This is a genomic window from Candidatus Omnitrophota bacterium (genome assembly GCA_014728045.1).
Lineage (GTDB): Bacteria > Omnitrophota > Gorgyraeia > Tantalellales > Tantalellaceae > WJMH01.
Genome location: WJMH01000015.1, coordinates 167983 through 191220, shown reverse-complemented (window position 1 = coordinate 191220; position 23238 = coordinate 167983). Strand labels below are relative to the sequence as shown.

Sequence of the window (23238 nt, the reverse complement as noted above, 5' to 3'; positions counted from 1 at the left end):
AAGAGAATAAAATCCAAAAATTAACGAAAATTTAACCTAACATTATATATATATGAATAAAAAAATAAAGAAATTAATTTCTCTCCTTATACTTCCGGTACTGCTTTTGACCTCTGTGCCGTCGGGAGAGGTGTTTTCTCTTGAGCAAGCGCATAACACTAATTACCGCCAGGCGCAAAGAAGCGTATCCGGTCCGGTCGATGTCGACAAGATCCTTCTTCCCAGGCATCTTGGTTATATTGATTCAAGACATAAAGGCTCATCCGGGAAAGTGGTATTTCACATAAAGGACGCCCACTGTAATTATAATGCCCAGAAGAGCATTTACAGGATAATAGACTGGCTCGTGGATAACTACGGCGTCAAGCTGGTGAACCTTGAAGGTGCACGCGGTGAATACGATATGGGTATCCTCGAAAGGATCCGCGACCCATTCGTTAAACGCGATATCATAGAAAAATACACAAAACTGGGATTGATCAGCGCGGCCGAATCCTACCGCGCGTTCAATCCATCGGAAATAAACCTTGCCGGTGTCGAGAACGACGAGCTTTACCAGGAGAACCTAGATGTTTACATGACGGTGCTCGCTCACAGGGAAAGGATAGATTCGTTTTTGCTCCGCTCGAAAGAAGTTCTCGGTTCTCTCAAAGAAGAGCTTTTCAGTGCAAGGCTGAGACGCTTCCTGAAGAAGCAGCAACTTTTCGATTCGGGCAGTATCCTTCTTGAGGATTACGCGGAACATCTTCTTAGAATGGCAGAAGAGCTTTCCTATCCAGTTGAAAGGGTCCCGAACCTTGTTGCTTTGCACCGGGTTCTCGATCTTGAGAAGGACATCGATCTTGAGGGGGCCGTTCCCGAGAGGCAGAGACTCATAGAAGAGCTTACCGTCAGACTTTCGCGTTATGAGAGGGAGCGTCTTGCCTCTGTCACGGACGGATATGAGCGCGATCTGGTATCCCAAGCGGACCTTTACCTTTTCCTGAAAGTTAAAGCCCTCGAAACTGGCATGGATACAGAGCTGTACCGGCGGTTTTTCTCTTACTGTGATTATCTTTGCGAATATGAGGCCATCGAAGAGGAAGAGCTTATACGCGAGGTGCGCCTGCTTGAAGAGGACCTGGCCATATCCCTGGCGGGCAGCCCGGAACAGGAGGAGATACTCGGGTACATACGTCAGGTGAGGCTCCTGGAAAAATTGTTCTCGCTGGCCGTTAAGAGGGGTGAGCTGCATCTTGCAAAGAGGAAGATCGATATTAATGGCCTGTTAGCCGCTATCAAGGAGAACTCTCCGACATCCTTTCACGGCGCCCTGGAAGAGGACGCCCTGCATGTCTCTTACTGTTTCGAGAGTATGATGCTTTTCTATGCGCTCACCAGGAAGAGGGACGAGGTATTCGTTTATAATATCCGCGAGAACATGGTTTCCAACCGATGCGATTCCTGCGTGCTTGTAACAGGAGGGTTTCATTCCGATAATCTGGCCGAACACTTCAAGAAGAGCGGGATATCCCACGTGACCATAAGCCCGAGGTTCGTGAATGAACCGGGATATACATCCCCCTATATGGAGCTATTATCCGGCAGGGCCGATGTGGCCTCTCAAGGCGTCTTGTCCTTTCTTTCCTCGTCCATACAGATAAAGAGCCTCTGGAGCCCTCTGGGGGTTGATACGGACTTCGCGGCTACGCTTCTTTTGAGGCTGAACGCGGCGATCGACGCCGCCGTGGCGGAAGGCTCTGAAGGCATCCTTATCAAGCTCGGCGAGCACTCGGTCCTCCTTTTAAGGTCAATGGGATATAAGCCCGCGCCTGTGGTACCTGACGGTCAGGCGGCCGGGACGGACTACAGCACCATAAACATATCGGATATAATGGGCACTTCTTCCGGTAACTGCATAAAACGGATAAAGGGCTTCATGGAGCCGGAGGTGGATTTCTCGCCCGCAAAGGGATATACCGGCAACAAGAACATGGCCGACATAATCAAGGCGCTCGTCGCGCGTGAAGGCGCCAGTGCGATGGAGTTCACAGAAGGAGTGGCTCTCAAGAAAGCGTACCTCAGGACCTATGAGGGGCGCTTGGTCGAGCAGAAGCTTAAGGGTATAGGCGATGTCGACACCTTTGATTACGTTCTTGACGTGACATCCGGGGTCCTGACCTGCCAGTTCTCCTGCAGCAGGACATTCTCCGGGTACATGTCCAACCCTTCCGTGGTGAAAGGAAGGAACGAAAAATCATATCTGTGCAGGGTGCTCAGGCGTCTGTACCGCCCGGGGATATCCCCGGACGAACAGAGAGCGGCGCTCAGGGACCTGTTAGAAGAGCAGGAGGAATACGAACGCCGGGGCGAGTGCGGCTGGCAGTGGGTGATAGACACCGACGAGAACGGAGAGATAATCGCCGATAACAACCTGGGCTACGGCCTGAGGAGCTTGAGGATATTCGACAGGAAGAAACTCCCCGAGGGTATCACTCCCCAGAACCTCGAAGCCGACGCCGATAAGTACGGGAGCGAGGAAATGGTCCAGGAGATGCTTTTTGATATAAGCCCCATGAGCGGTGATAAGGTAAGGGTCAAGCTCATAAACAGCTGGGGCGCGCAGGAAGCGGCGTACAAGGACCCCCTGACGGGGCTTTTTAACAGGAGGTATTTCAAGCAGAAGGTCAACCCCCGCATGGAGACCATGAAAAGGGCGGCGATACTTTTCATTGACGCGGACAAGTTCAAGAGGTTCAATGATACTTACCCCGAAGGCCATGTTTTCGGTGACAGGGTGCTCAAAGCCATAGCCAACGCCATATTAAGGACCGTCCGCGGTTCAGATATAGTTTTCAGGTGGAGTGGGGAAGAGTTCATGGTGGTTATACCCGAAGCTTCCGAGGTCAACGCCAAGATAGTGGCCCGTAATATCCTGACCAATGTCAGTAAGCTCAGGCCTGAAGGGCTGAGGAGCGACGACTCCATATCGGTCACCATCGGCGTCAAGGGTATAGAGAAAAAGGACCTGGTGAACGTGCTCGATGCCATAGAGGAGGCGGATACTACAATGCTCGAAGCCAAGCAGCGTAATATGAGAGGAACGGTAATGATCTTCGGCGAGGATCTGCCCATACAGTACCGGGGCAAGGGCGCGAAAGCCGGGGAAGGTTCTTCGATAACCAAAGAGACCATAGTAAAGGACATAGACGATATTACGGGGCTGTACTTCCCGGCGCTTATGCGTAACCTGCAGGAATTCCTTATAAGCGAGATCGTGCCCGGAAAGTCCCAGGGATCCGGTCTGCATTCGATATTCATGGATCTTAATAATCCCGACTCCATGGGCGAAAAACTCCAGCGCCTGGAAGCTTTCGGAACGGTGCTTGTTGAAAGACGCGCCAGGAAATCCAGTGAAATGGTGCAGTTCATAGCCCGTAAACACATGAGGAAACTTTATCTGTCGTTTTACCGGGTAAGGGAGAGAATGTTCCACGTGGTGGGTGATTCACCTGCCACTAAGAGGGTGCGCAACGCCATTGAATCTGTCGAGAAGATAATGGACCTCACCTTCAAGTATCTTACCGAAGAGGATTTCATGGAGCTGGGGATACTGGATGAGATCAAAAAGAGCAAGGTAGCAGAGGAAAGTCCCTCTACAAAGACCGAGAAGTATCCCAAGGCAAAAGAGAATGGGGAAGCACTGCTTTTAAAGAACGTCCTGGAGAGGCTCGAGGCGCTTTTCAAAGAGGAACGCAGCAAAAATTTCAGTGAGAGAGTAATGAGCGAAGACGATTTCTCGGAGACCGCCAGGGACGTGCTGGATACGGACATGTACGCGGGAAGTGATCGTCCCAAAGACGCCACGGAGCGCAAAAATAACATGGACCTTTTATCCATGTGGCTTTCCAAGCTGATGATGGGCACACTGCGTTTTCCCGGGGAGACCAGGGTTATAGTCTACCCGGTGTATGATCAGACAGCTCTTGCCAAACAGACGCAGATGGCCAGTGAGCTCAGAAGAAGGATCTCCAAAGGGGATTACGGCTTCAAGATAGTTGCCTTGCCTTATCTTGCGGGTGACCAGAGCATGGACCAGGCCCTGGAGAAGATGGAGCGCCTGGTGAATGAGGACAGCACGGCTCAGGCTCTGATATACGCCGGGGAGGATTTTTACGCTTTGAACAATCAAAAGCTTCGAAAAAAATACGGTAACCGCGTGTTTTGCCTCCAGGAGCAGGGAGAGTCGGAAGACGGGGTGTATACATTCGTACCTTTTTACCTGCGTGCGACGTTATCTCTTGCGGTCATGGATTATTTCGACCCCAGGCAGGATATGAACAAGGAACACAAGACCCGGCTCAAGGACATGATAGCCGCGATCATCGGCATGATCACCGGGGATACCGATACCATGGACGCTTTCAGGCAGGCCCCGGGCAGGCTTATCAACGGTCTAATAGTTCTTAGGCCCTCAAGGCCCATATCATGGGAGGAGCTCGATGAGAAGATGCGCTCTTCCGAGCAGTTCCTGCATTCACTCTGATCGGTACGTTATCTATTTCTTGACTATCACGCCGGCTTTCCTACAATATACAAACATGAAGTATACCGGCTGGACGCTATTATAAAGAACGTGAAAATACTTATGGGGATAATGCGATCATGAAGAGCATTCTGAAAAGACCTCCTTGGATAAGAAGCAGTTTATCCTGGGATGATTCATTCAGCGATGTCCGCACGCTTGTAAAGGAGCTGGGGCTTAACACCGTTTGCGTTGAAGCGGCCTGTCCGAACAGATGCCAGTGCTGGTCGGATGGACATGTGACTTTCATGGTGCTGGGAAGGGTATGTACCAGGGGGTGCCTGTTCTGCAACGTAGAAAAGGGCACACCCGTACCGCCGGATGCTGCGGAGGCGGCAAATATCGCCATAGCCGCGAAAAAGCTCAACGCGCGTTATGTGGTCATAACATCCGTCACGCGCGATGATCTTCCCGACAGGGGAGCGGGACATTTTGTTTCAATAGTCAGGCAGCTCAAGTCTTCCCTCCCCGGGACGGCAGTTGAACTGCTCATTCCCGACCTCGATGCCCGGGAAGAGCTCATCGCAAGAACCACCCGTTCCGGAGCGGAGGTTATAGGGCATAACATCGAGATGCCGGAGAGACTTTATTCCCGGATGCGTCCGGGGGCGGACTACCATAGGTCTCTCCGGACCATTCGCACTATAGCAGAGCTGCGCGAGAGGGGGCAGAAGGTGTTAGTCAAATCCGCCCTGATGCTCGGCCTGGGGGAGCGCCCGGAAGAGGTTCTCCAGACCCTCCGGGACCTTAAGGAAGCGGGGGTGGACATAGTTTATATCGGGCAGTATTTAAGCCCTTCCGCGGATCACTGGCCCATCGAAAAGTATTATACTCCCGAACAGTTCGAGTCCTTGAAAGAAGAATGCTTCGGCATGGGGTTCAGGTCGGTCTTGTCCGGCCCCATGGTAAGAAGTTCTTACAAGGCGGCTGAGGCTTACCGCTCAGCGCTGGATAAGAGCTAACTTCCTGCTTTTATATCTTTTACCCTGCGCATATGATTTCTTGACAAGTCACGTATATATTTTATAATGAGAGCAAGTGCGACTGGCGTTTTGGCCTGCAGATACATCTCAACCCTGGTTCCGCCATGGGACCATGCAGGTCAGGCCGCGTTTTCCGTTTACGCGGTCCAGTGGGAAACCACAAGGGAGCGTGGTACCAAATAACCGCACGCCTGGGTTATTGGTTCTTCTTGAATAATCCTGTAAAAAGCTGTTCACATGTCAGAGAATAACACTGATCTCAAGTTCACGCCTCTTTACCAAAAGCATGTTGAAGAAGGCGCACGGATGGTGCCTTTCTCGGGCTGGAAGATGCCCGTTCAGTATTCGGGTATCATCGAGGAACATCTCCATACCCGCTCCAGGGCGGGCCTTTTCGATATCTGCCACATGGGGGAATTCTTCCTTAAAGGGCCTTCTTCGGAAGAAGACCTTGAGAGGATAGTTACCTGCCAGATAAGCGGATCCCCCGAAGGTAAATGCCATTACGGCTTCATGCTGAACGAAAAAGGCGGGATAGTGGATGACCTTATCGTTTACAAGATATCCCCTGAAGAGTACATGCTGGTGGTGAACGCCGGTACCGTGGATAAGGACGCCGAATGGATAAAAGCGAACATATCCGGCGATACCTTTTTTATCGATGATTCCGACAATATCGCCAAACTCGACCTGCAGGGTCCCACCAGCGGGAAGGTGGTCACCTCTCTCTGCGGGGAGGAAGTTGTGCTTTCGCTGAAAAGGTTCTGCTTCGTGAAGACAGTTATAGATGAGGTCAAGGTGATCCTCAGCCGCACCGGGTACACCGGGGAGCTGGGGTATGAGCTTTTCTTCCCGGTATCACAGGCGGAAAGGCTCTGGGATATGATACTTTCCCGCGAAGGGGTAAAACCAGTCGGCCTGGGCGCCCGCGACACGCTCCGCCTCGAGATGGGATACTCGCTTTACGGAAGCGATATAGACGAAGAACATACTCCGCTGGAAGCGGGGCTTGAGAGGTTCATTCACATGGAAAAGGATTTCATAGGAAAGGACGCACTGATCCGGCAGAAGAAAGAGGCCCTGCCAAGGGTTCTCAAGGGATTCGTCTGCGAAGGCAGGAGGAGCGCTAGGAGCCATTTCGGGGTGTTTTTCGACGGTGAAGAGGTGGGCACTGTTACCAGCGGCGCTTTTTCCCCGTGCCTGAAAGTGGGTATAGGCATGTGTTATCTTGATCCCGGGCACGCTGTTAGCGGCAATCACATCACGCTCAGCGATGGAAGGATCGAGATAGGCGGCAGGTTAACGGATGTCCCGTTCTTGAATCCCCGCACGGGTGGCCTTCAGGATAAAGCGATAGCCCATAAAAGCAAAAAGGAGGAGAGATGATTCCGGATGATCTGAAATATACCAGAGAACATGAATGGGTCAAAATAGAGGGCGGCGAAGCCGTTTTCGGTATCACCGATCACGCCCAGGAGGCGCTCGGGGACATTACTTTCGTAGAACTGCCCCGGAAAGAGGATGATGTCAAACAGACCGACAGTATCGCCACCATCGAATCGGTGAAAGCGGCCAGCGATGTTTACGCGCCTCTTTCAGGGAAGGTTATAGATATCAACGAGTCTCTGCAGGAGAGCCCCGAGGCCATAAATTCCTCACCTTATGAAGAAGGGTGGATCTGCCGGGTCAGCATCGCAGATCCCGAGGAAGAGGATAACCTTATGTCGGCCGGAGAATACAAAAAGTACCTTGACGAGAATCAGTAATGAGTTATATTCCACACACACCAGTAGATAAAAGGGACATGCTCAAGGCCATCGGCATCGAGACCGGTGTGATGGACGACCTCTTCAGATGCATACCCAAAGATCTGAGGGCGAGCTCGTTCGACCTTCCCGACGGCAAGTCGGAGATGGAGGTGGAGAATTACCTGCGCGGACTGGCATCGAAGAACGCGACCGATATGGTGACTTTCGTGGGGGGAGGGTTCTACGACCATTATATACCCGCTGCGGTCGACGCCCTTGTTTCGCGGTCGGAATTCTACACCGCTTACACGCCTTACCAGCCCGAGGCATCACAGGGTACCCTCCAGGCCATCTATGAGTACCAGAGCTGCATATCGCGTCTGACAGAAATGGACGTCGCGAACGCTTCACTGTATGACGGGGGGACCGCTTTGTATGAGGCCGCGATGATGGCGATCCGCATTACCGGCAGGAACAAGATAATCATGGATGGGGGGGTAAGCCCCATCTACCGCAAGATGATGTACTGTTATACGAGCAACCTTTCCATCGAGTTCGTTGAAACTCCCCTGGTGCACGGTCATAGTTACAGGGACGAGATAGACAAGTATCTGGATGATAAGACCGCGGCCGTTATCCTGCAGAACCCCAACTTCTTCGGGGCGATCGACGACCACAGCGATATCACGGAAAAATGTCACAAGGTGGGCGCCCTCGTAATAGAAAGCGTGTATCCCATTTCCCTGGGCATCCTCAAGACCCCCAGGGAGATGGACGCGGACATCGTTACTGGGGAAGGGCAGAGCCTGGGGATACCACTTTCGTTCGGCGGGCCGTATCTCGGTTTTATGGCGACGAAGAAGGAATACGTCAGGAAAATGCCCGGTCGGGTCGTGGGTGCTACAGTAGACGATAAGGGCCGAAGAGGTTTTGTGCTTACCCTGCAGGCGAGGGAGCAGCATATACGCAGGGAGAAAGCCACCTCCAATATTTGTTCGAACGAGGCCTTATGCGCTTTGAGGTCGCTCATATACATGTCCCTTGTCGGCAAGGAGGGGCTTAAGCAGGTCGCCGAGCTCTGCATGGACAAAGCCGAGTACGCTAAACAGAGGCTGGAAGGGATAAAAGACGTCGAGGTCAAGAGAAGCTGGCCCACTTTTAATGAATTCGTCATAAAGATACCCAAAGACCCCAACGAGGTCATAGGCAAGCTCATAGATAAGGGTATCGCGGCGGGTTTTCCGCTGGGAAGGTATTACGAGGACATGCAGAACTATATGCTGATAGCGGTTACCGAGAAAAGGACCAAGCAGCAGATCGCCATATTCGCCGATGCCCTGGAGGCAGCCTTATGGAGCTGATATTCGAAAGATCAAAAGAGGGACGCACGGGAGTATCGCTGCCTTCGAGCGATGTTCCCACACGGGTCAAGGTGGACGAGAGGTTCACCAGGGAAAAGGACGCGGAGCTTCCCTGTGTATCCGAGCCCCAGGTAGTGCGCCACTTCACGAACCTTTCCAAGATGAATTTCGGGGTGGATTCCCATTTTTATCCGCTGGGGTCATGCACGATGAAGTACAACCCCAAGTTCACTGAAAAGATAGCCTCGCTTGAAGAATTCACTTCCCTGCATCCTTTACAGCCCCAGCTTATAAAGGGGGGCATGCTCACGCAGGGGGCTCTGGAGATAATAAGCAACCTGGAGAACGCGCTCTGTGAGATAACCGGGATGGACGAGTTCACGACCCATCCCATGGCAGGTGCCCACGGTGAGCTTACCGGTATAATGATAATCGCCGCGTACCACAGGCACCTCGGCAATAACAGGAAATACGTGCTCATACCCGATTCGGGCCACGGGACCAACCCCGCCACGGCGGCTATAGCCGGATACGAGGTAAAACCGGTCCCCTCCGATGAAAAAGGGATAATGTCGCTTTCCGAGTTCAAGAGAATGCTTACCGGTGAGGTCGCCGCGGTGATGCTCACCTGCCCGAATACGGCGGGTGTTTTCAATCCCCATATAAAAGAGATCACCGATATCGCTCACGAAGCCGGCGCCCTGATGTATTATGACGGGGCTAACCTGAACGCCATACTTGGCAAGGCACGGCCCGGCGACCTGGGTTTCGATGTCGTGCATCTTAATCTGCACAAGACGTTCGCCACCCCCCACGGTGGCGGCGGGCCCGGATCAGGGCCGGTGGGCGTCAAGGAACACCTGGCGCCGTTTCTGCCTACTTCGCGCGTGATCAAGAGAAAGGACGGCACTTTCGCGCTTGATTACGACAGGCCTTTATCCATAGGCTATATATCGCCGTTTTACGGTAATTTCGCGGTAATGCTGAAGGCGTACGCGTACATACTCCTTCTGGGAAGGGAGGGACTCATTGAGGTCAGTGAGAATGCCGCGCTTAATGCCAATTACCTGCTCAGCAAGCTCACGCAGAAGTACCAGATACCTTATCAGGAAGGATGCCTGCATGAGTTCGTTGTCTCTGCTTCGCGCCAGGCGGAAAAAGGCGTGAGGGCGCTGGATATAGCCAAGGCCCTTATCGACGAGGGCATACATCCGCCGACGGTGTATTTTCCCCTGATCGTCAAGGAAGCGATGATGATCGAACCCACAGAGACCGAATCCAAGGAGACCCTGGACAGGTTCATCGAGGTCATGCTGCGCCTGGCGGATTTGGCCGAGCGGGACCCGGCATCTTTCAAACAATATCCCGCCACGACACCGGTCGGTCGTTTGAACGAAGTGAAGGCAGCCAAGGACATGGACCTCTGTTTTGATCCGGACCGCAAAGAAAAATGAAGATCGTAAATTTTCGCTGCGATACCCCCGAAGAGAACATCGCCCTGGACGAAATGCTTCTTCTTCAGGCCGAAGAGGGTAAAGCCGGACCCTCCTTAAGGCTCTGGCAGTCGGATGAATATTTCGTTGTGGTGGGAAGGTCCGGCCGGATCCGTCAGGAATGCGAGCTTGATAACTGCCAGAGGGACAAGGTCAAGATCATTCGGCGCACTTCCGGGGGAGGAAGCGTGCTTCAGGGGCCGGGGTGCCTGAACTTCTCACTGGTTTTGCCATACTCCTTTCAGGAGGAATATAATGATATCAATTCTTCTTACCGTGTTGTCCTGGGCCGGATCGCTGATAAGTTCCGGCTAAAGGGTCTTGACATCCAGTTCATGCCGCTCTGCGACCTCGCACTGGGCGGCAGGAAGGTCTCGGGTAACGCCCAGGCGCGGAAGAAGATATTTTTTCTGATCCACGGCACTTTTTTATATGGCCTTGATACTTCAAGGGTCAGTTCCTATCTAAAGCATCCACTGAGGGAACCTTCTTACAGAGAGAGAAGGGCGCATGATGAATTTCTTGTAAATGTGCCCGTAGGGCCCGGTGAAGCGGCTGAAGTGATAAAAAGCGCCTTCAGTCCCTTTGGGGGCACCCACAAGCTAAGTGAACAGGACGAAAAAGAGCTCAGGTGCCTGGCAAAAGAGAAATATTCGCTCAGAGAATGGAATTACGCGTTCTGATCTAGTCCTGGACCCGGTCTATGTACTTTCCCGTTTCAGTATCAACCTCGACGACGTCGCCTTCTTCGATGAACTGGGGAGTGTCTATCTCCATGCCGTTCTCCAGGGTCACCTGCTTGTAGGTGGTAACATCCTGGCCGTGGAGACCGGGCGGGGCGGTCCTTACCTTGAGGCGTATCCTTCCGGGGAATATGACATCTATGGGGCGGCCTTCATATATACTTACCTGGTATTTCTCGTTCTCCTTCAGAAAGACGGCCTTGTCCCCGATGATGTCGGAGCTTACCTCGTAGTTCTCGTAAGTTTCCTCGTCTATGAAGAAATAACTGTTGCCGTCGGTATACGAATAAAGGGCCTTGTGGTTCTTTACGTCGGCTTCTTCAAGTTTGTCTTCCTGCTGGTAAGTGTGTTCCATGTATTTGCCTTCGAGAATGTCGCGCATCTTGAGGTTCACCGTTTTATGGACTTTTGCGGACCCCTTGACCTCGACCTCCTCGACCTTGTAGATCCTGCCCTCTATCAAAAGGAGATTGCCGACTTTGACATCTGCTGCCTGTTTCATGATGAGCTCCTTCCCCTGGCGGCTAATCGATTATGACCACATCGCTTTTTATGCTGCCGAAGATCATGTTCTCGGCCTTTACCAGCGCTGAGCTGCTCAGTGAGCTTAAAGTGATCCTGGTCTTTTCCTCGCCCTCAGCGTCGAAGAAAATGCCCACGCGGGTCGTGTCCGTCTGCCGGGGCAGGCCGATGACCACGATATAACCACGTTCTCTGTCCAACTGGTATATCTTGAGGCCCTGGGATTTTATCAGCGATTCGACGTTCCCGAAAGCCTCTTGGTAAGGGAGAGCGTATAGGCGGCTGCTTCCTTTTGACCTGGCTTTTTGCAGGTCTCTGGGCCCCTGGCCCATGAACGTTCCTATATCCGTTTGTATGCTGGAACAACCGGATGTGATGAGCGCGGCCAGTAAAACCGCCAGTAGAGTTCTTTTCATAGAAAACCTTTCTTTTTTGGGTGTGCAACCTGCCGTATCACAATTATATAATCAAAGGCCGTAAAAGACAAGTGTGCTACTTCCTTACCAGCGAGGCGGCCTGGTGCGCCGCCCGTATCGGTTCGGGTATCTTATATCTCGGCGAACAGGAAAGTATCATCTCTACCGACGTATTTATGTCGCTTAAGTTCCCCGGTGAAACATAGACGGGTTTGGTTGCCCTGCGTGTGCGCAGAACCGCCCCAAGGGGGGTGCCGTCGGTATCGGTAATGATCGAACGGTCGCCTCTTTCAGTTCCGGGTGGCGTGAAATCGCCGTAAAGGTGGCTCTTGGCGGAGCCTATGCTGGGTTTACCAATTATAACCCCCATGTGCGAAGCAAGTCCGGTTCTGCGCGGATGTGCCAGGCCCTGTCCGTCGAAGATGAATAGATCAGGCTCGACACTGAGAGTCTCCAGGCATTCCAGTATGACGGGGCCTTCTCTGAAGGTGAGTAGCCCCGGGACGTAGGGGAAAGATGTCTTCCGTTTCCGAGTGACCTGCTCGAGTTTTTCCAATCCGGGATAGGAGAGCACCACGATCGCCGCTTTGGAGAAACCCTCTTTGACCGAAACATCCACTCCCGCTATCAGGTGGATCTTGTCCATTTCCAGCGGTTTCAGTAGTATCCGATCGCGTATTTTCTTCTGGATCAGTACCGCTTCCTTGGGGGATACGTCCCATTTATGAAGATCAGTGTATCGCATGACGGTAAACTTATTGTATTTGACACCCTAACCACAATATTATAACATATAGAGTCAAATTTTAACTTTTTATAGGTGGTTTACCCCAAAAAAGAAAGGCCGGATCGATATGAAAGCTGAATATAAAGAACTATTGCTTGATAAATGCGGCGAAGAGAACTTCAGGAAACTGGAGGAGCTTGATAACCCGAAAATGCACGAATTTGTGGCTAAATACGTGGAACTTTGCCAGCCCGATTCGGTCTTCGTGAGGACTGATTCTCCCGAGGACGCCGAGTACCTTCGTAATCGCGCGATCCAGCTGGGAGAGGAGAAGAAGCTGTCCACCGAAGGTCATACCGTTCATTTCGACGGATATTTCGATCAAGCGAGGGACAAGGCCAACACGAAATACCTGTTGAGGCCTGATGAGGTGCTGGGTTCGGACATCAAGTCAGAAGACCGGGAAAAGGGCCTTAAAGAGGTGCACGAGCTTTTAAAGGGGTCCATGAAAGGTAAGCAGATGTATGTCGGTTTCTTCTGCCTGGGGCCGACCGATTCGGTATTTTCCATCTCGGCAGTACAGATAACCGATTCGACCTATGTAGCGCATTCGGAAAGCATCTTGTACCGGAGCGGTTATGAACAGTTCCGTAAGCTGGGAGATTCCGGCAGGTTCTTCCGCTTTCTGCACAGTGCCGGCAAGCTTGAGGACGGGGTCAGCAAGGACGTATATAACCGACGCGTTTACATAGACCTTTCGGAGGAAATGGTCTACAGCACCAACACACAGTACGCGGGTAACACGGTCGGTCTTAAGAAACTGGCCATGCGGCTTGCCATAAAAAGGGCCTCCGAGGAAGGGTGGCTCACCGAACACATGTTCGTTATGGGCGTCTACGGACCCGACAGGAAAAGACTCACTTACTTCACAGGCTCCTTCCCGAGCGCCTGTGGCAAGACCGCGACGGCCATGCTTGAGGGCGAACGCATCATCGGCGATGATATCGCTTATATCCGTAACGTTGAGGGCAAAATACGGTCGGTGAACGTGGAAAAGGGGATTTTCGGCATAATCCAGGACGTCAGCAGGAAGAACGACCCGGCGATATTCGAGGCTCTTACCTCCCCGGGGGAGATCATCTTCTCCAACGTACTGGTCGATAACAACAACGATCCGAGATGGCTGGGCGACGGGCGGCCCGCTCCCGAAGAAGGCGTCAACTTCTCCGGCGAATGGTTCCAGGGAAAGAAGGGTCCCGATGACAGGCAGGTGCCCTACGCTCACAAGAACGCCCGTTATACCATAAGGATAGGCGAACTGAACAACTGTGATGAAAATATTGAAAATCCCGAAGGCGTGGAAGTCGGGGGGATAATATACGGCGGGAGGGATTCCGATACCAATATGCCCGTGGAACAGTCATTTAACTGGGAGCACGGTATACTCACCCAGGCGGCGACCATAGAATCCGAGACCACTGCCGCGACGCTGGGCCAGGAGGGCGTACGAAAGTTCAACCTCATGGCCAACCTTGACTTTTTGTCGATACCGATAGGCAGGTATATACAGAACAACCTCGATATAGTCAAGGGGGTCGAGAATCCTCCTCTTATTTTCCATGTTAATTATTTCCTCAAGGGCAAGGACGGTAAGTACCTTAACAGCATAAAGGACAAGCATGTCTGGGTCAAATGGATGGAACTGCGCGTCAATGGCGAAGCCGAGGCGATAAAAACCCCGTGCGGATACATCCCCAGATACGAGGACCTTCTCGGGCTGTTCAAGGAAGTTATCGGCGATGATTACACCAAGGCCCAGTACGAAGAGCAGTTCACCCTGAGGATACCGGAACGCCTGGCCAAGAAGGAAAGAATAATGAACATATATCACACGAAAGTCTTCGATACCCCGCATATCTTCTTGAAGACCATGGAGGAGCAGAAGAAGAGACTGGAGGAATGCAGGAAAAAGCACGGCGATTATGTCTCGCCTTTCGTGTTCGAGAAGAAGAGCGAATCACAGTAACAAAGGAGACGAGTATGGAAACTGCGAAAACACTGCTTAAGATGGACTTGGCCGGAGTGCCCCTTTTCAAGGAGGGTAAGGTCCGTAACGTGTATGATCTGGGGGATGAACTGCTTTTCGTGGTAACCGACAGGATATCCGCTTTCGACGTGATCATGTCAAACGGTATACCGGAGAAGGGAAAGGTCCTTAACATGATATCGGCCTTCTGGTTCGATTTTACAAGGGATATCATGGACAACCATATGATCACCGTTGACGTGGACAGTATCATTGAACAGAAGAAGGAACTCGCCTCTTACAGGGAAGACCTCGCGGGAAGGTCCATGCTCGTCAGAAAAGCTGAACCGGTACCGGTCGAATGCATCGTAAGGGGTTATATCTCAGGTTCCGGATGGAAAGATTACCAGAAGACGGGCGAGGTTTCCGGGATAAAGCTGCCCGAAGGGCTTCGCCTCAGCGATAAACTTGAGCGACCCATATTCACTCCTTCCACAAAAGCCGAGTCCGGGCACGACGAGAACATTTCACAGGATGAGATGAAAGAGACTGTCGGCGAAGAGGTCTTTGAGCTTCTCAAGCGGAAGAGCATAGAGATCTATACCAAGGCCAGCGAATACGCCCGCGAAAAGGGCATCATAATAGCCGATACCAAGTTCGAGTTCGGCCGGATAGGTGATAAGATCATCCTTATGGATGAAGCGCTCACGCCGGATTCCTCCAGGTTCTGGCCCGTGGATGACTACCAGCCGGGAAGACCCCAGAAGAGTTTCGATAAACAGTTCGTGAGGGATTATCTTGAGACCATAGACTGGGATAAAACCCCTCCGGGGCCTGAACTTCCGGATGAGATAGTCACCAGGACACGCGAGAAATACATTCAGGCTTACAAGATACTTACCGGCAAAGATTTACAGTAGATGAAACCCCGCGTACTCAAGATCGATCCACGGAAAATAGACCTTTCTCTTATAAAAGAGGCCGCACGGGTCATTACCGGCAGGGGGCTTGTCGCGTTCCCGACCGAGACCGTGTACGGTCTCGGCGCCAACGCGCTCGATCCTGACGCGGTAACAGGCATATTCGAAGCGAAAAGACGCCCTCTTGACGACCCGCTTATCGTGCATATATCGCGCATGGAGGAGGTTCACGAATTATCCGGGGAAATCCCCGCCAGAGCGGAAAAACTCCTTGGACGGTTCTGGCCCGGTCCGCTTACCGTAGTCCTCAGAAAATCCGAAAAGGTGCCGGATATAGTCACGACCGGGCTCGAGACGGTCGCGATACGCATGCCCTCCAATCCCATCGCCAGGAAACTCATAGAAGTGGCGGCAGTGCCGATAGCCGCGCCTTCGGCTAACCTGTTCGGACGTCCCTCCCCGACAAGCGCCTCCCATGTCATCGAGGACCTCCGGGGACGCATAGACCTGGTGCTTGACGGGGGAAAGACGGATATTGGGGTCGAATCCACCGTAGTCGAGTTCATGGAAGATGAGGTGCTGCTCTTGAGACCCGGCGGGATAGACCTTGAAGACATCCGCGACGTATTGGGCGATACGGAGGTAACCGTAGGAGCCGGCGACGAGGAGAGTACGCCGGGAAAGTATCCCCAGCATTATTCACCACGGGCCGCGGTGCGCGTGGTGGAGCCAGGCTCCCGCCAGTTGGACAGGGCCCTCGAGGCTTTATCCCGGGCGAGATCGGGCGGTAAAAGGGTCGGCGTCATGGCCCTTGCCGAACACGCCGGAGACTTTGGACCGTTCGATGTCAAGGTTCTGGGACCCCGGGATGAGCCGCGCGTCTGCGCTTCCAGGCTTTTCCACATACTTAGGGAATTCGACGCGGAAAAAGTGGATGTTATCGTGGCTGAAGGTATTTCCGAAAAGGGTCTGGGAAGAGCCGTAATGAACAGGCTGCGTAAAGCTGCGGGGCCGGATCTCTCCCGATAGAAGTGGTCAATCCTCCTCCGGCAGGAACTTCCCGGCCAGGTATTCCTGGAGTCGGCCGTTCCCGGCCAGGTCATCATAACTGAATATCACTATGCCTCCGGGGGAAAGCCCGAGAAGAAGGCCTATTTCCTCCTCGATCAGTTCCGGTTCCTGCTTCAGAAGATAAGCGCCTACCCCCATGTGGACCTCTTTCTCGAATCCCGGAAGAAGCAGGCTCTTTGCGTTAAGCTTCAATAGATCGAGGTCGTCTGTATAGTTCATGGCGACCACGTAATCGGCGTAACCCTCCTGGAGCCAGACCGTCCAGTCCTGAAGCGTTACAAGGTAAGTCCTTTCCATGGAGGGAACTATGGTGCAGGATATCTCCAGAAGAGGGGAGACTTCCTTTACTGCCCGGGAAATATCCCCGACCAGGGCGGTTACCTGGTCCCTGCGCCAGTCATCCCATTTTTTGAAGTTCTGACGACTTCCTTCCATCTTACTGGCGTCCAGACCCGTCTTGTCCCTGAAGTTCCGCAGGTTCCTTTCGGTGTAACCGTAGGATATACCGTGGGAGGTGAACCTTGATCCCGGGACGAAAGGAACTATCACAGGATACCTTATGTAATCGAGATGAAGACCCGCCAGGAGCGGGTATCTGCGGACGATCTCTACCGCTATATCCTCGAGGTAGGCGCGTACGCGCTCGTCCCCCGGTTCCAGGAAAAGCTGGTTCTCGCGGATATAATAATCGTCGAGCCGGTCCTTTTTACGTCCTTTTAAGGATGTCCTCCCATGCTGGTCGACCGTTATGACGTCTTTTCCGAATCTTTTGATGATGTTGGCCTCATCGTTGTGAGCGATGCTCAGGAGGTTGATCCACGCATGCACCCTGAGGCCTTTTTCCCGGGCTTCTCTTAGAATATAATCAACCGGATCGGTACCCGCCTGAAGGACCATTTTCTCGTAGGAGCTTCTATCGGTTATATCGGAGTCGTAATAAGCTTTATCGGCCCTGTATATCTGAAGGTAAATATCCTTCACACCCGTCTTGAGGCAGGTCCGGAGGAGGCGGTCGGCGCTTTCTCTGGAAAAAAGCACTTTTTCCGGCGAGAAAACGGTTATCCATACCCCCAGACGGGGAAGGTCTTCCTGAGCCCGATCCCCCCGGCAGTTCGATCCTCCCGAGAATACGAGGATGATGGACAGCAATATATAAAGTGTCTTTCGCATCTAAATTAGTATAGTGCTTCTTACTGACAAAATCAATACCAATAACATAGCCGTTTTTAGATTTTGATTTAGGCGGTATTGCTGTGTATAATAGCAACAAAATAAATATCAACCGGAAGGATGGGATCATGCTCTCAAGAGCCGAGAAAAAGCTCATAGAAAAGGGCGTCACCGTTTCGCGCTCCAAAATGTACAAGCAGGACAAGATATGGTCCAGGTACAGCAACGACAAGGTGGATATAGGCGAGCAGCTTGCCAGGGTCATAAGAACGCTCAGCAAGGAATTCGCCCTTAACAAGGATCTCCGAGCTCTTTCGATCGGTTCAAGCGACGAGCCCCAGTTCAGGATACTTGAGACCGCTTTCAGGGGAGGCCTTTACCTGTTCGATCTTGAACAGGCCGCTCTTGACCTTGTCACCGAACGCGTGATCCGTCAGAACACCGATCACGTAACCACTATACTTGACGATTACAACAAGGTCTTTACAAGCCCTGCCAGGACGGACAGTTTCCTTAAGAACAGGCTCGGCGGAGGCAGGGTGAATCTGATCACCATGCACCACTCTCTCTATTACTGTCAGGAAGAGAAATGGCACGTTATCATGGAGAACCTTTACCGGAAGATACTCGCCCCGAAAGGAGCCATGCACCTTGTGCTCATGTCCGCCGGATGTACTGACAGGGATTCAACTACCTGGCTGTACGACCATTTCGCGGGCAAGTTCTTCGGCCACAAGAACGACCAGGACCTCATCAAGTTCAAGAAAGAGCTCGGCAAAAACCCGGTCTTCAGCAAGGCCCAGATACTTTCAAGGACGAACCGCGTGAAATTCTTCGTCGATGATTTTGAAAAGTTCATGGCGGTCGTGTGGATGATACTTCTGTATCCTAACGTTCACAGATACACCAGACCCCAGAGGGAAGAGATCGCTCTGTACGTTTACGAGAACTTCTGGAAGAGGAAGAGACCTCTCATACAGGTTCAGGATCATCTGGCGATATACAAGGGGCTGACCATCAAAGGTCTGGTATGAGGACTGTTAAGGAGCATGCCGATGAAGACCGTTATCATGAGACTCTTCAAGCTTGAAGAGAATAACACCACCATAAAGACCGAAGTGATCTCGGGCGTCACGACCTTCATGACCATGGCGTATATCATATTCGTCCAGCCCGCGATATTATCGCAGTGCGGGATGGATTTCGGGGCTGTGATGACAGCTACCTGTCTTGCAAGCGCCCTTGCGTGTTTTCTGATGGCGTTCTTGGCCAACTACCCGATAGCCCTGGCTCCCGCTATGGGCCATAACGTGTATTTCGCGTTCGTGGCATGTCCGATAATAGCCTCCATATTAGGCGCCGATCCGGCCGTTGAACCTTGGCAGGTGGCCCTAGGGGCGATATTCATCTCCGGTGTTCTTTTCATCATTTTTTCTTTCTTCGGTATCAGGGAGAGAATAATCAGCGCCGTCCCGGTCTCGCTCCGTAACGGTATCGCCGTGGGTATAGGGCTTCTGATAGCGCTGGTGGGCTTCGAGTGGTCCGGGGTGACCATCGCGCATCCGGTGACCTACGTAACCCTGGGCAAGCTCAACACGCCTCCGGTACTCCTTTCGCTTTTCGGGCTTGCGGTGATATCGGTTCTTCTCGCAAGGCGGGTAACCGGCGCTATCCTGATAGGGATAGTAACAACGGCCGTAGTGGGCATCTTAACAGGTATAATCGATTACCAGGGGCTTACGAGCACGATCCCTTCACTTGAGCCGACCTTTCTCAGGCTGAGTTTCAAGGGGGCGCTCAGCATGGGTTTTTTCGAACTTATATTCGTTTTCTTTTTTCTGGACCTTTTTGACACGGTGGGGACGCTTATAGGTGTCGGGGAAAAAGCCGGTTTCATGAAGGGGAACGAATTTCCCAGGGTGAAACAGGCCCTCTTCTCGGATGCCACGGCCACTGTTGCCGGTTCCATGCTGGGGACCTCAACGGTCACAAGTTATATCGAGAGCGCAGCTGGTGTTTCCCAGGGGGGAAGGACGGGTCTTTCCAACATAGTAACGGGTCTATTGATGATAGCGGCGCTTTTCTTCAAACCCATAGTCTCCATGATAGGGGGAGGGTATGAACTTTCAAAAGGGGTCTACCTCTATCCGGTCATCGCGCCCGCGCTTATAATCGTGGGCTGCATGATGATAAGCTGCGTGAAGAAAATAGACTGGGAAGATTACACCGAAGCCATTCCCGCGTTCCTTACGATCACCGTAATGCCTTTCTGCGGCTTCAGCATAACAGAAGGTATTTCTTTCGGGTTCATTTCATACCTTCTGCTCAAGGGCTTTACCGGAAGGATAAAAGAGGTTCATCCGCTTATTGTTCTATTTGCAGTTCTCTTCGTTCTGCGGTATGTTTTTATTTTCTGGGGATAGGGACGGGTTTACTGTTCCTCTACCTCTTCGCCTTCGTAGTCGATAAGCGTCCGGGGCTCATACCGGCCTATCTTTTCGGTATAGTCCAGGAAGGTCAGTCCTATCATCGCGAAGATACCGGCAACTTCCGCCTGCTGATGTTCTATCATCTTGGCCACGGCTTCAAGTGTACCGCCGGTAGCGATAAGGTCGTCCACGATGAGCCACCTGCCGCCGGTTATGTCCGATTTGTGTATCTCAAGGGTGGCTTCGCCGTATTCCAGGGTATAGATCTGTTCGACCGTGTCTCCGGGGAGCTTGCCTTTTTTCCGCGCCAGAACCAGGGGTACTGACCTTCTCAGGGCGAAAGGGGCCCCCAGAAGGAAACCCCTGCTCTCGATGGCTATCACGCCGTCAAGTTCGGTATCCCTGTAGATCTCCTCCATGTGGCCTATAACATGTTCAAAAGCTTCCGGGTTGAGGAACACGCTGGTAACATCGTAAAAAAGCACTCCCGGTTTGGGAAAGTTGGGTACTTTGCGTATTACCTTGTCCAGATCCATCAAAACCCCCTCTCTGGAAGAAGATCCCGAACGGTTCAGAAAAGTCCCATGAACCATTCGTGAAGGTTAACGAAAACGCTGCCGAAGACAAGCGAGACTATGCCCATGAGCTTAATGAGTATGTTCATGGACGGCCCTGTAGTGTCCTTGAAAGGATCGCCTACTGTATCACCGACAACTGCCGCCTGATGGGTCTCGGTGCCTTTGCCTCCGAGATTGCCTTCTTCTATCCATTTCTTGGCGTTATCCCATGCACCCCCTCCGTTGGCCATCATTATCCCGAGCAGGACTCCCGAGACGGTAGCTCCGGCGAGAAACCCTCCCAGGGCCTCCACACCGAGAAAAATGCCGACGAGGGCAGGGGAAACTATCGCTGTTACGCCCGGAAGGACCATCTCCTTAAGGGCGCTTTTGGTGGCTATGTCTATACATGACTGCGTGTCGGGTTTACCCGTTCCTTCCAGGAGGCCGGCTATCTCGCGGAACTGCCTGCGTATCTCCTGGACGAGTTCGTCCGCGGCTTTACCGACGGATTTAAGCGTCATTGAAGCTATGGAAAAGGGAAGGAGGGCCCCGATAAATAGACCCGCCACGGGAAGGGGCTTTATAAGATCTATGGCCGTCAGGCCGGTGACTTTCTGGAAAGCCGCAAATAGCGCCAGCGCCGTCAGAGCCGCCGAACCGATAGCGAAGCCTTTTCCTATGGCGGCGGTGGTGTTACCCAGAGAGTCAAGTTTATCGGTGATCTTGCGCACGTTCTTCTCAAGGCCCGACATCTCAGCGATACCACCGGCATTATCGGCTATGGGGCCGTATGAATCGGTGGACATAACTATCCCTATGGTGCAGAGCATGCCTACAGCGGCTAAGCCTATGCCGTAAAGCTGGCTGAAGTGGTACGCCGTCAGCATGGCCGCGGCTATCGTTATGATAGGAAGTATTGTGCTTTGAAAGCCTATCGCCAGCCCCGAAACGATGGTGGTCGCCGGGCCGGACTGTGAACTTTTTGCTATTTCCTTAATGGGTTTACCGGAAGTGAAATATTCGCTTTCGATGCCTATAAGACTTCCTGCGGCAAGACCGGCGAATATGGACCAGAACTGGTTGATGCCCCCGAACATCGTCCTGCTGGTCACGAAAGCACCGGCAAGGAACAACAGTCCCGAGATGAGCGTCGAGTTCCTCAGGGCCGTCTGCGGGTTGAGTGATTTCAGCAGGTTTATCGACAGCACTCCTATCATGGAAGCCACAAGCCCTATGGTTATAAGGACCAGCGGGAATGACATCGCCTGTACGGGATTCGCCAGCGAAGCGCCTATCGCCATGGTGGCTATTACGGATCCCACGTAAGACTCGAAAAGATCTGCGCCCATACCGGCGGTGTCGCCGACATTGTCACCGACGTTATCTGCGATAACACCGGGATTGCGGGGATCGTCTTCGGGTATGCCGGCTTCGATCTTACCTACCAGGTCTGAGCCCATGTCAGCGGCCTTGGTGAATATCCCTCCGCCCACGCGGGCGAAAAGGGCGATGGAGCTAGCTCCCAGGGCGAAACCCGTGATGATACCGGTATCCTTCGTTATGAGGTACCAGGTCCCCACGCCTATAACCCCGAGCGCGGCCACCGTTATGCCCATTACCGAACCGCCCTTGAAAGCCACGCTGAGAGCTTCGGGTGCGCCGTGGGTTCTTGCCGCCTCACAGGTCCTGGCGCTGGAGCGGGTCGCGGCCTTCATGCCGATGAACCCCGCTAGCATGGAACAGAAAGCCCCGGTTATGTACGCTATTCCCGTGGCCAGGGAAAGAAAACTGGACATGATGGCGAACATCACTAATACGAAAATAAGTATTATACGGTATTCACTGGCCAGGAAGACCATGGCCCCTTTATGCACCTCGTGCGAGATATCACGCATCTTATCAAGCCCTTCGGGCTTTTTCATGAGCATAAGGAACGTCACAAGGGCAAAGGCCATGCCCGCCAAACCGATGATAGGAACTGTTATCATGCTTTCTACTCCTTTTTAAATACTTTTTCTGAAAGCGGATCCGCTTTAAAAGAAACCGGTGAGGAATATCACCGGCGACGAACAGCTGACAAAATAACATATTTAAAGAGGTTTTTCAACCGTAAAATAGGCGGGACGGCTCTATATTACCTGTTTGATGCATTTTAATATCTCGTCGGGCCAGATGAACTTGGAAAGGACCTTGTCCGCGCCTTCGTTCTTGGCCTGTTCGATCAGTTCGTTGGATATGAACGCCGTGAGCATGAAGACCATCAGGTCGGGTTTTTTTGTCTTTATGCGTTTCAGAAGTTCCACGCCGTTCATCTGGGGCATTTTGTAGTCGATTATTACCAGAGAATAATCGGTGCTGTCTATCATATCAAGCGCCTTGAGCGGTTCAGTGGTGTAAGTAACGTCATACGAGGAGTCCAGCTGAAGCACGTCCGCGAGGGACTCGCACATGTCCTTGTCGTCATCCACAAGCAGTATTTTTGGGTGTTTTTTCTTGCTCATCTTA

General features: G+C 52.4%; 19 protein-coding genes. 12 read left to right on the top strand and 7 right to left on the bottom strand.

The window, feature by feature from the left end:
- Positions 1–52 precede the first annotated feature (52 nt).
- The 7 genes from GF409_06055 (at position 53) to GF409_06025 (ending at position 10832) form a co-directional block, all read left to right on the top strand.
- On the top strand, positions 53–4525 hold the full coding sequence (locus tag GF409_06055; protein ID MBD3426776.1) for a diguanylate cyclase: 4473 nt from the start codon (positions 53–55) through the stop codon (positions 4523–4525).
- Between the two features lie 119 nt (positions 4526–4644).
- Positions 4645–5526, top strand: a complete 882-nt coding sequence (lipA, locus tag GF409_06050) for a lipoyl synthase (GenBank protein ID MBD3426775.1) — start codon at positions 4645–4647, stop codon at positions 5524–5526.
- 258 nt (positions 5527–5784) lie between these two features.
- The gene (gcvT, locus tag GF409_06045; GenBank protein MBD3426774.1) at positions 5785–6933 is read left to right on the top strand and encodes a glycine cleavage system aminomethyltransferase GcvT; all 1149 of its coding nucleotides are present in this window, start codon (positions 5785–5787) and stop codon (positions 6931–6933) included.
- Positions 6930–7313, top strand: a complete 384-nt coding sequence (gcvH, locus tag GF409_06040; protein ID MBD3426773.1) for a glycine cleavage system protein GcvH — start codon at positions 6930–6932, stop codon at positions 7311–7313. The genes gcvT and gcvH overlap by 4 nt, the downstream gene beginning before the upstream one ends.
- Positions 7313–8656: an aminomethyl-transferring glycine dehydrogenase subunit GcvPA gene (locus GF409_06035; protein MBD3426772.1), complete on the top strand. Its 1344-nt coding sequence runs from the start codon at positions 7313–7315 to the stop codon at positions 8654–8656. Before gcvH ends, GF409_06035 begins: the two co-directional genes overlap by 1 nt.
- Positions 8647–10110, top strand: coding sequence for an aminotransferase class V-fold PLP-dependent enzyme (locus GF409_06030; GenBank protein MBD3426771.1), 1464 nt, complete (start codon positions 8647–8649; stop codon positions 10108–10110). Before GF409_06035 ends, GF409_06030 begins: the two co-directional genes overlap by 10 nt.
- A complete protein-coding gene (locus GF409_06025; GenBank protein MBD3426770.1) occupies positions 10107–10832 on the top strand; it encodes a lipoate--protein ligase family protein in 726 nt (241 codons plus the stop codon). Before GF409_06030 ends, GF409_06025 begins: the two co-directional genes overlap by 4 nt.
- A gap of 1 nt (position 10833) precedes the next feature.
- Here GF409_06025 and GF409_06020 read toward each other — a convergent pair whose 3' ends face one another.
- The 3 genes from GF409_06020 to GF409_06010 all read right to left on the bottom strand — a co-directional run bounded on the left by GF409_06020 (position 10834) and on the right by GF409_06010 (position 12575).
- Positions 10834–11394, bottom strand: a complete 561-nt coding sequence (locus GF409_06020) for an elongation factor P (GenBank protein ID MBD3426769.1) — start codon at positions 11392–11394, stop codon at positions 10834–10836.
- 22 nt (positions 11395–11416) lie between these two features.
- Positions 11417–11830 carry a hypothetical protein gene (locus tag GF409_06015; GenBank protein MBD3426768.1) on the bottom strand — a complete coding sequence of 138 codons (414 nt, stop codon included), beginning with the start codon at positions 11828–11830 and terminating at the stop codon, positions 11417–11419.
- A gap of 76 nt (positions 11831–11906) precedes the next feature.
- Positions 11907–12575 carry an endonuclease V gene (locus tag GF409_06010; protein MBD3426767.1) on the bottom strand — a complete coding sequence of 223 codons (669 nt, stop codon included), beginning with the start codon at positions 12573–12575 and terminating at the stop codon, positions 11907–11909.
- Positions 12576–12684: 109 nt separating this feature from the next.
- On the opposite strand from GF409_06010, the gene GF409_06005 reads away from it, so the two are divergent.
- The 3 genes from GF409_06005 to GF409_05995 are packed head-to-tail and all read left to right on the top strand — an operon-like array spanning position 12685 to position 16532.
- Positions 12685–14583: a phosphoenolpyruvate carboxykinase (GTP) gene (locus GF409_06005; protein ID MBD3426766.1), complete on the top strand. Its 1899-nt coding sequence runs from the start codon at positions 12685–12687 to the stop codon at positions 14581–14583.
- Positions 14584–14624: 41 nt separating this feature from the next.
- Complete coding sequence (locus GF409_06000; protein ID MBD3426765.1) at positions 14625–15503, top strand: phosphoribosylaminoimidazolesuccinocarboxamide synthase; 879 nt, start codon at positions 14625–14627, stop codon at positions 15501–15503.
- Positions 15504–16532, top strand: a complete 1029-nt coding sequence (locus GF409_05995; protein MBD3426764.1) for a threonylcarbamoyl-AMP synthase — start codon at positions 15504–15506, stop codon at positions 16530–16532. It begins immediately after the preceding gene.
- A 6-nt stretch (positions 16533–16538) separates the two neighbouring features.
- Here GF409_05995 and GF409_05990 read toward each other — a convergent pair whose 3' ends face one another.
- Entirely contained in the window at positions 16539–17744 is a 1206-nt protein-coding gene (locus GF409_05990; protein ID MBD3426763.1) for a family 10 glycosylhydrolase, read from the bottom strand.
- 128 nt (positions 17745–17872) lie between these two features.
- On the opposite strand from GF409_05990, the gene GF409_05985 reads away from it, so the two are divergent.
- Positions 17873–18778: a class I SAM-dependent methyltransferase gene (locus tag GF409_05985; GenBank protein MBD3426762.1), complete on the top strand. Its 906-nt coding sequence runs from the start codon at positions 17873–17875 to the stop codon at positions 18776–18778.
- Between the two features lie 21 nt (positions 18779–18799).
- Positions 18800–20167 carry an NCS2 family permease gene (locus tag GF409_05980; GenBank protein MBD3426761.1) on the top strand — a complete coding sequence of 456 codons (1368 nt, stop codon included), beginning with the start codon at positions 18800–18802 and terminating at the stop codon, positions 20165–20167.
- Positions 20168–20175: 8 nt separating this feature from the next.
- On the opposite strand, the gene GF409_05975 is transcribed toward GF409_05980, so the two are convergent.
- From GF409_05975 to GF409_05965, 3 genes are all read right to left on the bottom strand, one after another.
- Positions 20176–20709, bottom strand: coding sequence for an adenine phosphoribosyltransferase (locus GF409_05975; GenBank protein ID MBD3426760.1), 534 nt, complete (start codon positions 20707–20709; stop codon positions 20176–20178).
- A 35-nt stretch (positions 20710–20744) separates the two neighbouring features.
- Positions 20745–22721: a sodium-translocating pyrophosphatase gene (locus GF409_05970; protein MBD3426759.1), complete on the bottom strand. Its 1977-nt coding sequence runs from the start codon at positions 22719–22721 to the stop codon at positions 20745–20747.
- 141 nt (positions 22722–22862) lie between these two features.
- Entirely contained in the window at positions 22863–23234 is a 372-nt protein-coding gene (locus tag GF409_05965) for a response regulator (protein ID MBD3426758.1), read from the bottom strand.
- Positions 23235–23238: the final 4 nt, after the last annotated feature.